The sequence below is a fragment of the Flavobacteriales bacterium genome (genome assembly GCA_016715895.1).
Lineage (GTDB): Bacteria > Bacteroidota > Bacteroidia > Flavobacteriales_F > PHOS-HE28 > PHOS-HE28.
Window position 1 is genome coordinate 1,849,079 of record JADJXH010000003.1, and the last position, 12,394, is coordinate 1,861,472.

The 12,394-nt window shown below is 66.4% G+C and carries 8 protein-coding genes; 3 read left to right on the forward strand and 5 right to left on the reverse strand.

Annotated elements, in window-relative coordinates; all coding sequences use genetic code 11:
- The first annotated feature begins 26 nt into the window (after positions 1-26).
- Positions 27-677 (forward strand): MBL fold metallo-hydrolase, encoded by a 651-nt coding sequence (locus IPM49_08040; GenBank protein ID MBK9274474.1) that lies wholly within the window; start codon positions 27-29, stop codon positions 675-677.
- A gap of 72 nt (positions 678-749) precedes the next feature.
- The gene (locus IPM49_08045; protein ID MBK9274475.1) at positions 750-4,094 is read left to right on the forward strand and encodes a VCBS repeat-containing protein; all 3,345 of its coding nucleotides are present in this window, start codon (positions 750-752) and stop codon (positions 4,092-4,094) included.
- Here the strand turns inward: IPM49_08045 and IPM49_08050 are convergent, their stop codons facing one another.
- The 5 genes from IPM49_08050 to IPM49_08070 form a co-directional block, all read right to left on the reverse strand.
- Positions 4,095-4,961, reverse strand: a complete 867-nt coding sequence (locus IPM49_08050) for a hypothetical protein (protein ID MBK9274476.1) — start codon at positions 4,959-4,961, stop codon at positions 4,095-4,097.
- Between the two features lie 88 nt (positions 4,962-5,049).
- Positions 5,050-6,390: an FAD-dependent monooxygenase gene (locus tag IPM49_08055; GenBank protein ID MBK9274477.1), complete on the reverse strand. Its 1,341-nt coding sequence runs from the start codon at positions 6,388-6,390 to the stop codon at positions 5,050-5,052.
- Between the two features lie 57 nt (positions 6,391-6,447).
- The gene (gene kynU, locus IPM49_08060) at positions 6,448-7,725 is read right to left on the reverse strand and encodes a kynureninase (GenBank protein MBK9274478.1); all 1,278 of its coding nucleotides are present in this window, start codon (positions 7,723-7,725) and stop codon (positions 6,448-6,450) included.
- A 52-nt stretch (positions 7,726-7,777) separates the two neighbouring features.
- Positions 7,778-8,668: a hypothetical protein gene (locus tag IPM49_08065; protein MBK9274479.1), complete on the reverse strand. Its 891-nt coding sequence runs from the start codon at positions 8,666-8,668 to the stop codon at positions 7,778-7,780.
- A 5-nt stretch (positions 8,669-8,673) separates the two neighbouring features.
- Complete coding sequence (locus IPM49_08070; GenBank protein ID MBK9274480.1) at positions 8,674-9,222, reverse strand: hypothetical protein; 549 nt, start codon at positions 9,220-9,222, stop codon at positions 8,674-8,676.
- A gap of 187 nt (positions 9,223-9,409) precedes the next feature.
- Between IPM49_08070 and gcvP the strand changes: the two genes are divergently transcribed.
- A complete protein-coding gene (gene gcvP, locus IPM49_08075) occupies positions 9,410-12,271 on the forward strand; it encodes an aminomethyl-transferring glycine dehydrogenase (GenBank protein ID MBK9274481.1) in 2,862 nt (953 codons plus the stop codon).
- Positions 12,272-12,394 lie beyond the last annotated feature (123 nt).

Below are 12,394 nucleotides of genomic sequence, written 5' to 3' on the forward strand. Positions count from 1 at the left end.
TGCGCGAAGTTCAGGCTTTTCCGGGCATGCTGCACTGCGTACCGTTCGTCTGCAACCCCTTTCAGGAGAACACCTGGCTGCTCCACGACGGCCGGGAGGCGCTGTTGGTGGACCCGGGCTGCTGGAACACGGTGGAGGAGCATCGGTTGGAGGCCTATGTAACGCAGCATGGCCTGCGTGTGGTGCGCTGCCTGAACACCCACGGCCACATCGACCATGTGCTGGGCAACGCCTGGGCCCATCGCCGGTTCGATCTGCTGCCGGAGATCCATGCGGACGACCTGGAGCTGCTGCGCCGCGCCCCGGCGATCGGGCAGTTGTACGGGGTGCCATGCGAGCCCTCCCCCGAACCGGCGGCCCACCTGGCCGATGGGGACGAGGTGCGACTGGGTGATCTGCGCTTCCAGGTGATCCATGTACCGGGCCACAGCCCCGGACACGTGGCGCTCTTTTGCCGGGACGCGGGCCACCTTGTGGGCGGCGATGTGCTGTTCCAGGGGAGCATCGGACGCACGGACCTGCCGGGCGGCGACCTGGAGCAGCTCCTGCACAGCATCCGCACCCGCCTGCTGGTGCTGGATGACACGGTGGTGGTCCATAGCGGCCATGGGCCGGATACCACCATCGGTGCCGAGCGACGCGGCAACCCCTTCCTGCAACCTTCGTCGTTCCGGTGAACGCGACCGCCGGTGCCTGCACACCGTCCATTGCGGTCCGCACGGAAGAGCATGCTCCGGAACCCGTTCATCATGGGGCCATCGGTACCGGTCGTGGCGGTGCTGCTCGCGCTCTCCGGGTGCACCGGGCCGGGCCGTGGACCATCCCCGACCACCACCGGTGACACTTCGGCGGTGCGCTCTCCCCTGCTCGTGCAGCACAGCGGCGAAGCCATCGGGATGCCCTTCCGCAATGCGTTCGTGGAGACCGACGAGATCAACTACTATCGGTTCCGTTATCTGTATCTGAGCGGAGGGGTGGCCACTGGGGACCTCGACGGTGACGGTCTTCCGGAGGTGTTCGTGGTCTCCTCCCGGGATGGGGTCCGGCTCTATCGGAACCTCGGCGGACTGCGCTTCGAGGATGTCACCGCCAAGGCCGGGATCAGGCACGAGGACATCTGGCCGATGGGCACCACCATGGCGGACATTAACGGTGATGGCCATCTCGACCTGTACGTGGTGTGCGCGGGTCCGACGAACGATCCCGAACGGCTCCGCGACCGGGTCTACATCAACCGCGGTGACGGCTCCTTCGAAGAGCGCGGCCGGGAATTGGGGCTGAACCCGGACGGCCACGGCATCATGGCCTACTTCCACGACATCGACGTGGACGGCGACCTAGATCTGTTCCTGCTCGGGCACCGCATGGACTTTGAGGCATCGGCCAATGTGGAGGTGGTCGTGCCTCCGGGCAGCTCCCTGTTCAGCAACCGGCTTTTCATCAACGATGGCAGCGGGCACTTCACGGACAACACGGCTGCGGCCGGGCTGCTCAGCCACGCTTGGAGCCTCGGTGCGGCCATCGGCGATGTGAACGGTGATGACCGGCCGGACATCTACGTCGCGAACGACTTCGTGCAGCCGGATATGCTGTACATCCAACAGCCCGATGGACGCTTCATCGACGAGGTGCGCTCCAGGCTGGGGCACGTGAGCTACTACAGCATGGGCGTGGATCGGGCCGACATGAACAACGACGGGCATCCGGACCTGTGCGTGCTGGACATGACCCCGCCGGACCATGGACGCAGCAAGCAGAACATGGCCAGCATGCGCCCGAAGGACTTCGACAGGATGACCGGGATCGGCTGGCACGCGCAATACATGGCCAATCAGCTCCACCTGAACAACGGGGATGGCACCTTCAGCGAGATCGGCCACCTGGCCGGGGTGGACCGCACCGATTGGAGCTGGGCCCCCTTGTTCGTCGACCTGGACAACGACGGCTGGAAGGACCTGTTCGTATCGAACGGTGTCTGGCGCGATATCACCAACAACGACTTCAAACTCCAGGTCGAACGGATCAAGGAGGAGCGCAAAGGCCAGCAGATCCGCTACGAGGACATCGCCCCCCTCCTTCCCTTCTCACCCCTGCCGAACTATGTGTTCCGGAACCAGGGCGACCTCACGTTCACGAAAGCGATCGCGGAATGGGGCTATCAGCATGCCGGGGTCAGCACCGGGGCCAGCGTGGCCGACCTGGATGCCGACGGCGACATGGACCTGGTGGTGGTGGATGTGAACGGTCCGATGAAGGTGGTGGAGAACCGGAGCCGGCAGAGGGACGGCTCGCACTATCTGCAGGTGGCGTTGCGGGGACCGAAGGGAAACCCCTTCGCGGTGGGCACAAGGGCCCTGCTGTACGCTGGCGGAACCGTGCAGCATGCCGAACTGGTCCTTGCCCGCGGTTTCCAAAGCAGCGTGGAGCCCCTGATCCACTTCGGCCTGGGCACCGGTGGCGTGGACTCGGTGGTGTTGCAATGGCCCGATGGCACCTGGTCGCGGATCGATGGCCCAAAGGCCGATCAGCGAATACAGGTGGCCTACAACGCGCTACCTCACGAACGCCGCGTACGCTCGCGCCTGGCCACCTGGTTCACGGAGGCCACCGCACATGCCGTGCCCGGGATCGGTCACACCGAGAACAGCTTCGACGATTTCCGGGCCGAGAGCCTGCTGCCCCACCGCCAATCGACCCACGGCCCTGCCTTGGTGGTCGGCGATGTGAACGGGGATGCCCGGGACGACCTCTTCCTGGGAGCGTCCACCGGGCATGCGCCCCGATTGCTGATCCAGGTCCCAGGCCCCCGGTTCACACCGGCATCGGCTCAGCCCTGGTCGGTGCACCGCGATCAGGAGATCATCGGAGCCTGCCTGTTCGACGCTGACGGGGATGGCGACCTTGACCTGTACACGGCGGCCGGCAGCACCGAATGGCCCGTGCCCAGCCTTCACTACCAGGACCGGCTGTACCTGAACGATGGCCGGGGTCGCTTTGCTGAAGCGGATGGTGCGCTGCCGGAAATGCCCTGGCCCACCCAGGTGGTGACCGCCGGGGACCTGGACGGGGACAGCGACCAGGACCTGTTCGTGGGTGGTCGCAACGTGCCGGGCGCCTACCCTTCCGCTCCGCGCAGCGTGCTGCTGCGCAACGAGGGCGGCCGCTTCAGCGATGCCACTGCATCGTGGTGCGCACCCTTGGCGGCCGTGGGCATGGTCACCGGCGCGACGCTCGCCGACCTGGATGCGGATGGGCGGAAGGACCTGGTCGTCACGGGTGAGTGGATGCCCGTGCTGGCCTACCGGAACACGGGAACCGGCTTCGCACGCGCAGCATGGACCGACAGCACCTTGACGGGCTGGTGGCAGGGCATCACGGTGGCCGACCTGGACGGGGATGGCGATCAGGACATGGTGACGGGGAACATCGGGCTCAACAACAAGTTCCATCCGAGCAAGGAGAAGCCACTGGAACTGTACATGGCCGACCTGGACGGCACCGGCACCAACGATATCATCCTGGCCAAGCATGGGGCGGACGGCACGTGTTTCCCGGTGCGTGGCCGCGAGTGCTCCTCCGAGCAGATGCCCTTCCTGAAGCAGAAGTTCCCCACGTTCAAGTCGTTCGCGGAGGCGGATGTGCGCAAGCTGTACGGACCCAAGCTGGATGAGGCCTTGCATGTGAGCGCCACGGAGTTCCGCAGCCTGGTCTGGTGGAACGAAGGCGGCCGCTTCTCCCCGACGCCCCTGCCGAACGCGGCCCAGGCCGGCCCCTTGCGTTCCGTGGTGGTGGTGGACCTCAATGGGGACGGGCACCTGGACATGGTGGGCGGGGGCAACCTGTACGGCACCGAGGTGGAGACCTCACGCTATGACGGCAGTACAGGCGTGGTGCTCTTGGGGAACGGACACCGCGGCTTCGGCCCTGTCCCGGTCGGACGCAGCGGCTTCGCAGCCCGAGGGGATGTCCGCCAGGTGGTACGGGTACGCACCGGCGGCAGCGGTCAGGCCTTCGTGGTCGCCGTCAACAACGGGCCGTTGCGGGTCTTCGTTCCCGAGCGGGTGCCGGCCAAGGGAGGTCTGGCGCTCCGCTGATCAGGGGTGGTAGCTGTCCGGCTTGTACACCTTCTTCTTGCCTTCCAACGCATTGGGCTTGATCGCCGGCGGACAGGCGAAGCCTTTGGGATAGCGCAGGAACAGGAAGCGGATGCTGAGGATGATCGGGCGGTACCGGCTGTTGAACCATTGCAGCTGGCCGAAGCCCTTGTCCCCAGGGACCACGCTCACCACGGGCGTCTCCAGCGTGGGGATGATCAGCAGACGGCCGCGCGTGCGGAATCCGTAGCCCAGCTTCACGTGCGCCTGGCCGATGAACGACGGGGGCAGCTCCTGGTCGGCCAGCACCAATGGATCGCCGGTGTAGCTGCGCGCACTGCCCACATCGAGGTCAGCGTTGACGCCCAGGCTCACCTGCACGAACTGGCGGTCGGCCGTCTGGAAGAACTTGTTGGCGTTCACGTGCACGCTGGCGTAGTGGTCGCGGAAGGCCCCCGATCCGGGAAGGACCACCGTGGAGTCCGTTTCGTTCGGCCCATAGCGCAGCACACCGATATGGTCCTGCCGTCCGTTCAGGCCCTTGTAGGCCAGGCCGAAGTCCCAGTAGTCCAGGATGACGGGATCGCGGGTGGCATGGAACCAGCCCACCTCGACGTACGGTCCGAAACGGCCGTTGGGGTCGAAGGTGGCCGAGTAGGTGGTGTCGGCGTTGCGGAACAGCTCGCGCTCCTCATCGCCGAACCGGGCCAGGGTGTAGGTGGCCCCGAGGCCGAAGTACAGGCCCCCACGCCGCATCTTGCCGTCCGTGGGGATGATCTCCGGGCGCTTGCGCTCGAACAGCCGCTGGGCAAGTAGGGCCTGAGCGCCGCACAGGACCATCACCAGGACAAGGAACGATCGGATCATGGAACGAAGATGGGCTGGCATCTACCTGATAACGAAGGCCGCCGACCCAAAGTGTCAACGGTGACCTGTGCGGACGGCACCGACCCGCTCACCCTTCCAGCAGTTCCAGCGCCCTCTTCTCCACCGCCTCGCTCTCCCATCGCTTTTCAATATCGGGCATGGCGAGCACCTGCTCCATGATGCGGTCATGGCGCAGCCCCTCGTTCCACGCGTCGATGTAAGCGATGTCGCTGAACTTCACCTGGCTGTAGAGCGGCAGCCATTTGTCCGGGTGGCGGGCCTGCAGGCGTCCTTCGATCCTCTTGCGGAGGATGAACCGCGGATCGGCCACCAGGTCGCGCATCTCCACGAAGTTGCGCAGGCTGAGGTCGGCGATGGCATCGCCGTTCGGCTTGCGGGCCCGGTGATAGGCATCGAGCACGGTGGCCCAGTTGTCGTCGCCATGCGCGTTCAGCAGGTCGTTCAGCACCTTGCAATCCTCGTAGCCGGCGTTCATCCCCTCGCCATAGAAGGGCACGATGGCGTGGGCCGCGTCACCGATGAGCGCCACCTTGTCGGTGTGCGTCCATGGCGAACAGCGGATGATGGCCAGGCTGCTCTGGGGGTTGCGGAAGTACTGCTCCGCAAGGTCGGGCAGCATGGGGATGGCGTCCTGGAAGTGGGCCTCGAAGAAGCGCATCAGGTCCTGCTCGTCCTTGATGGTATCGAAGGAATACTCGCCCTCGTGCGGCATGAAGAGCGTGCCGGTGAAGCCGCCATCCTGGTTCGCAAGACCCATCATCATGAAGAGGCGGCGCGGCCAGATGTGCAGGCAGTTGGGGTCCATCCGCGGTGTGCCGTCGGCGTTGGGCGGAAAGGCGATCTCCTTGTAGTCGTGCTCGATGTAGGTCTGGCTGAACGTGAACCGTCCCTTCATCATGGCCTGGCGCACGGCGCTCGGGGCCCCGTCGGCTCCGAAGACCACATCGGCCTTGATGCTGGCCACCGAACCGGTGATGTCGTTGCGGAAGCTGCAGCGCGCATGGTCCAGGTCGACCTCCACGCACTGGTGGTTGAAATGCAGATGGACGTTGGGCAGGGCCTGGGCCTCGGAGAGCAGCACCTTGTTCAGCTCGGCCCGGCTCACGCTGTGGATGGCCCGTTCATCGATGCTGTACGGCAGCCGCGTGAGCTTGCCGTCGCGGTCGTGCGTCATGCGCGCATGCACCGGCACCACGATGCGCTCCACGGCCTGGTGCACACCCGCCGCACGCAGGGCCGTCCACCCGCGGTGGCTCACCACCAGGTTGATGCTGCGCCCGGCGTACACATTGGTCCTGCGCGGATCGCCGCGACGCTCGAAGACGTTGATGCGGTGACCGCGCTTCGCGAGGAACACGGCCAGCAAGCTGCCGACCAGACCGCCGCCGACGATGGTGATGTTCTTCATGTCAACATGCAATAAATCGACCTATTGGGTCAACGCCACAGGTTCCCTGTAGCGGGATCAGTGCTTGGCGGCAAGGCATTCGGTCAGTATCTGTCCGAAGCGCCACACGTCCTCGAACGAATTGTACAAGGGCACCGGCGCCACGCGGATCACGTTCGGCTCGCGCCAGTCGGCGATCACGCCGCGCTCAGTGATGCGGTTGAACAGGGCCTTGCCATGGCCGTGGGCCAGAATGCTCAACTGACAGCCGCGCTGCGCGGCATCGTTCGGGGTGATCACTTCCAGCCGGGTGCCGATGGCGCGCTCCACCCCGGCGATGATGAACGCGAGGTAGGCGGTCAATTGTTCGCTCTTGGCGCGCAGGCTGGCGATGCCCGCCCGGTCGAACTGCTCCAGCGCCACGCGGTGCACGGCCATGCTCAACACCGGTGCATTGCTCACCTGCCAGGCCTCGGCGGTGGGCATGGGCTTGAAGGTGCGCTCCATCTTGAAGCGCTCGGCCTTGTCATGGCCCCACCAGCCCGCGAACAGCGGAAGGTCCTTGCCGAGATGCCTTTGGTGCACGAAAGCCCCGGCCACGCTGCCCGGACCGCTGTTGAGGTATTTGTAGCTGCACCAGCAGGCGAAGTCCACGTTCCAGTCGTGCAGCTTCACGTGAAGGTTGCCGGCGGCGTGCGCCAGGTCGAAGCCCGCGACGGCCCCGACCGCATGCGCGGCCTGGGTGATGGCGGCCATGTCGAAGGCCTGCCCGGTGTAGAAGTTCACCCCGCCGAAGCAGACGAGCGCGAGCTGCTCCCCCAGCTCGTTGATCTGGGCGATGATGTCCTCCGTGCGCAGGGTGTGCTCACCGGCGCGGGGTCGCACCTCGATCAGGTCGGTCTCCGGGTCACCACCGTGGAAGGCGATCTGCGAAGCGAAGGCGTAGGTATCGCTGGGGAAGGGCCGCGTTTCGGTGAGGATCTTCCTCCGCTTCCCGCTGGGTCGGTAGAAGCTCACCAACAGGAAATGCAGGTTGCTGGTGAGCTGGTTCATGGCCACCACCTCTTCCGGCAGGGCTCCCACAAGGCGCGCCAGCGATGGCGTGAGCTCCTCATGGTAGCTGTACCAGGGGTGTTTCGCCTGGAAGTGCCCCTCCACCCCGAAGCGGGCCCAATCGACCAGCTCCTGCTTCAAGGCGGCTGCGGCGGCCCGTGGTTGCAGCCCAAGGGAGTTGCCGGTGAAGTAGAGCACATCCCTGCCTTCGTGCTGCGGGAAGTGGAACTCGGACCGGAATGCACGCAGTGGATCGGCGGCATCGCGCGCTTGTGCGAAGGAAAAGCTGTCCTCGAACGGCATGGATGCCGCCAAAAGTAGGTCCGCCCGATCACCCCGGGCTGACGATCGTCGCTCAGGGCATCGAGGCCAGGGCCTGTGCGAGCGGCGGCAGAAGGAGCGCACCGTCCAGGACCAGGCCGAAATGGAGCGGGCCCCGCTCCGCCGTGCTCCGCGCCACGAGCACTGCCACGGCCAGGTAGGCGAGGGCCGTCAGCACCATGTCCGGCGGCCAGCTGGAGGACGCGCCCACCGGGCTCAGCGCATGCCCCACGAACGCCAGCGAGGCGAACACGGCGGCCGGATAGAGCATCAGGAGCACGGCGAGGACGCGTGTTCCAGCCGACCCCAGGAGCTGCGGTACCGTGAGCACGACATCCCGATCGATCACGCGGTCGCGGAGGTCGAACACCAGGGCGAGGGACAGGAAGAAGCACATCTGCATGGCGAACAACCAACCGGCACCCTGCGGGGGTCGGTCCGCTGGCGCGAAGAGCAGGGGCAGGTGAACGGTGGTCCAGGCCCAGCAGGCCGCGATCAGGAAGGCCTTGAGCAGCGGCACCCGACGCAGGCCCACCGTGCGCCCCCGCACCCAGGGGGCGGGCACCACATAGAGGAGCACGGCCAGGGCGACCGGCGCGCTGCGCAGGACCAGGTCGAACAGGTGGTGCGCGGCCACGACCAGGGCGGCGAGGGCGGCCATCATCGCGGCACCGAGCAGGACCGTGCGATGCGTGGAGGTCCATTGCAGCTGCGGCGACAGCCCCAGGGTGGGATGACCCGCGCGTGCCGATCGCATGAACGCATATCCGGCGAAGGTGGCCAGCGCGGCCACCGCTGGGGCCCGCCATCCGGACAAGCCCATCAGGTGCTGCATGGACCAGGTCTGTGCCGCGGCCCCGCACGCGAGCCACACATGGCCATGGATCAACACGCGGAGCAGGGGGTCGCGCAGGCCCGCGTCCATCGGCCTCAGCGGTCCATGTTGGGGTTGATCACCAGTTGGCGCACGGCCAGCCCGACGGCCACACCGGCGAGCGTGGTGTACAGCGTGCGCAGGACCCGCTTGGTGCGGCCCGTGCTGGCATAGCCGGTGGCGTAAAAGGGATCGCCCTCCATCAACGGGTCGCGGATGGATCCGCGGGTGACATGGACCCGGGGCAGCACCATCGCACCGGCGTAGATCGGGGGCAGCAGCAGGGACATGACCTCCAGATCGAGCGCGAGCACGGTGCCCGCGCCGAAGACGAAACCGCCGATCATGGGCCACAGCGGGCGGTAGCCATCGCGTGCATCCTGTTCGCCCTTGATGATCCAGCGCATCTGGTCCACGCTGTAGTCGTTGCCGAACACCGTGTCCATGAAGTACCAGACGCGTTCACGGCCCAGGCTGTCGGTGACGCTGAACACGCTCTCGGTGGGTTCACTGCGTTCGATGAGGCGCGCACCCTTGGGCACCTGGTACCGGATCTCCAAGGTGCTCTGCCCGAGCACCCGGCCATCGATCGTCTGGCCGTTCATGAGGAGGATACGGTCCTGAGCCTGGATCCCCGCGCAAAGGAGCAATGGAAGAAGCCAGGTGGATCGCATCGGAAGCGGCCAAAGATAGGCCGTGCCGAACATCGCGCCGGCCGCGTTGTTGCTGGGAATGAGCGCCCCGATCGGCCTTCAGCCGGTCCGTATATTCGCCGCGCCTTCAGGCCACCCCATGAACACCGTCACCTACCACGAGCGCCACATCGGGCCTCATGCCACCGACACCCAGGCCATGCTGAACGCCATTGGCGTGTCATCGCTCGAAGAGCTCATCCAGCGCACCGTGCCTCAGGGCATCCGCTCCGCGCATCCGTTGGCCACGGGCGAGGCCCTCACCGAACGCCAGCACCTGGACCACATGAAGGCGCTGGGCGCGAAGAACAAGGTGTTCCGCAGCTACATCGGCCTGGGCTTCAGCGGCACGGTGACCCCGCCGCCGATCCTGCGCAACATCTTCGAGAATCCCGGATGGTACACGGCTTACACGCCCTACCAGGCCGAGATCGCGCAGGGCCGCCTGGAGGCGCTGCTCAACTTCCAGACGATGTGCAGCGACCTCACCGGCCTGCCCATCGCCAACGCCAGCCTGCTCGATGAGGCCACCGCCATCGCCGAGGCCATGCACATGCTGTATGCGGCGCGTCCGAAGGAACTGGCCAACGCCCACAAGTTCTTCGCCGACAAGGGCCTCATTCCTCAGAACATCGACGTGCTGCGCACCCGCTGCGCACCCATCGGCGTGGAACTGGTGGTCGGCGACGTGAACGCGATCGACCCTGCCGACGGCTACTTCGGCATCGCGCTGCAGTACCCCGCCCTCGATGGCAGCGTGAACGACCACCGCGCCATCGTGGCGAAGGCCAAGGCGGCCGGCGTGAAGACCGCCGTGTGCGCCGACCTGCTCTCGTTGGTGCTGCTGACGCCTCCGGGCGAGTGGGGCGCCGACGTGTGCGTGGGCAACAGCCAACGCTTCGGGGTGCCCATGGGCTACGGTGGCCCGCACGCCGCGTTCTTCTGCACCACGGAGGAATACAAGCGCCTGATCCCCGGCCGCATCATCGGCGTGAGCCAGGACCGCCGCGGCCGTCGCGGCCTGCGCATGGCCCTGCAGACGCGTGAGCAGCACATCCGCCGCGACAAGGCCACCAGCAACATCTGCACCGCGCAGGCCCTGCTCGCCGTGATGGCCGGCATGTACGGCGTGTACCACGGTCCAGATGGCCTGAAGCGCATCGCCGCCAACGTGCATGCCCACACCCGCAGCGTGGCCGAGGCCGCGAAGGCACTGGGCTACACCGTGGCCAACGGCAGCTTCTTCGACACCATCACCCTCAGCGGTGCCGATGTGAACAAGGTGCGCGCCGCGGCCGAGAAGCGGGGCATCAACTTCCGCTACGACGGCAGCAACGTGAGCATCGCGCTCGACGAGACGGTGCGCCTGACCGATGCGAGCGACGTGGTGGCCGCCCTGGCCGAGGCCGTGGGCAAGCCCGCTCCGGCGCTCAGCGGCAACGGGGCCAGCATGGCCGTACCCGCCGACCTGCAGCGCACCAGCCCCATCCTCACCCACCCGGTGTTCAACACGCACCACACCGAGCTGGAGCTGCAGCGTTACATCAAGAAGCTTGAGAACAAGGACTTCAGCCTGATGCACGGCATGATCCCGCTGGGCTCGTGCACCATGAAGCTGAACGCCGCCAGCACGCTGATGCCGCTGAGCTGGCCTGAGTGGAACGCGCTCCATCCGTTCGCGCCGGTGGACCAGACCGAGGGCTACCAGGAGCTGTTCCGCGAGCTGAGCGACATCCTGGCCAAGGCCACCGGCTTCAGCGCCGTGAGCCTGCAGCCCAACAGCGGAGCACAAGGTGAGTACGCCGGCCTGATGGTGATCCGCGCCTACCACGAGGCCCGTGGCGACAAGCACCGGAACATCGCCCTGATCCCCAGCAGCGCGCACGGCACCAATCCCGCCAGCGCGGTGATGGCCGGCATGCAGGTGGTGGTGGTGAAGGCCACCGAGGACGGCCAGATCGATGTGGCCGACCTGAAGGCCAAGGCCGAACAGTACAAGGACACCCTGAGCTGCCTGATGGTGACCTACCCCAGCACGCACGGCGTGTACGAGGCCGCGATCAAGGAGGTCACCGGCACCATCCACGCGAACGGCGGCCTGGTGTACATGGACGGCGCCAACATGAACGCGCAGGTGGGCCTCACCAGCCCGGGCGAGATCGGCGCCGACGTGTGCCACCTCAACCTGCACAAGACCTTCGCCATCCCGCACGGCGGCGGTGGTCCCGGCATGGGCCCGATCTGCGTGAACGACAAGCTGAAGCCCTTCCTGCCCGGCCATCCGTTGGTGAAGACCGGTGGTGAGAAGGCGATCCCCGCCGTGAGCGCGGCGCCCTGGGGCAGCGCGCTGATCCTGCTGATCAGCTACGGCTACAGCAAGATGCTCGGCGGCAACGGCCTCACCGACGCCACGCGCTACGCCATCCTCAACGCCAATTACATCAAGGCGAAGCTGGAAAAGCACTACCCGATCCTCTACGTGGGCGACCAGGGCATGGTGGCGCACGAGATGATCCTGGACTGCCGCGAGTTCAAGCGCACCGCCGGTGTGGAGGTGGAGGACATCGCCAAGCGCCTGATGGACTACGGTTTCCACGCGCCCACGGTGAGCTTCCCGGTGGCGGGCACGCTGATGGTGGAGCCCACCGAGAGCGAAGCGAAGCCCGAACTGGACCGCTTCATCGAGGCCATGATCGGCATCCGCCACGAGATCGCCGAGATCGAGAGCGGCAAGGCCGACAAGGCGGACAACGTGTTGAAGATGGCCCCGCACACCAGTGACGAGGTCTGTGCCGACACCTGGAGCCACGTTTACGGCCGCGAGAAGGCCGCCTTCCCGGTGAGCGTGAACCGTTACTGGAAGTACTGGCCCACGGTGAGCCGCGTGGACAACGCTTATGGCGACCGCAACCTGGTGTGCACCTGCCCGCCGGTGGAGGAGTACGCGACCACGGAGGCCTGAGGTCGGGCAACCGTTCACCCTGGAACGCACCACTGCTCAACCGGTGGTGCGTTCGCATTCCTGGGACAGCGACCTTCGATGGTCTGTGCCCGCACCAACCGTTCGCGGAGAGGCTCCGGGTCC

Excerpts from the sequence above, each read along its gene's own strand:
- IPM49_08040 (MBK9274474.1), top strand. The coding sequence starts at position 27 with ATGCTGCACTGCGTACCGTTCGTCTGCAACCCCTTTCAGGAGAACACC.
- IPM49_08045 (MBK9274475.1), top strand. The coding sequence starts at position 750 with ATGGGGCCATCGGTACCGGTCGTGGCGGTGCTGCTCGCGCTCTCCGGG.
- IPM49_08050 (MBK9274476.1), bottom strand. The coding sequence starts at position 4,961 with ATGATCCGATCGTTCCTTGTCCTGGTGATGGTCCTGTGCGGCGCTCAG.
- IPM49_08055 (MBK9274477.1), bottom strand. The coding sequence starts at position 6,390 with ATGAAGAACATCACCATCGTCGGCGGCGGTCTGGTCGGCAGCTTGCTG.
- kynU (MBK9274478.1), bottom strand. The coding sequence starts at position 7,725 with ATGCCGTTCGAGGACAGCTTTTCCTTCGCACAAGCGCGCGATGCCGCC.
- IPM49_08065 (MBK9274479.1), bottom strand. The coding sequence starts at position 8,668 with ATGGACGCGGGCCTGCGCGACCCCCTGCTCCGCGTGTTGATCCATGGC.
- IPM49_08070 (MBK9274480.1), bottom strand. The coding sequence starts at position 9,222 with ATGAACGGCCAGACGATCGATGGCCGGGTGCTCGGGCAGAGCACCTTG.
- gcvP (MBK9274481.1), top strand. The coding sequence starts at position 9,410 with ATGAACACCGTCACCTACCACGAGCGCCACATCGGGCCTCATGCCACC.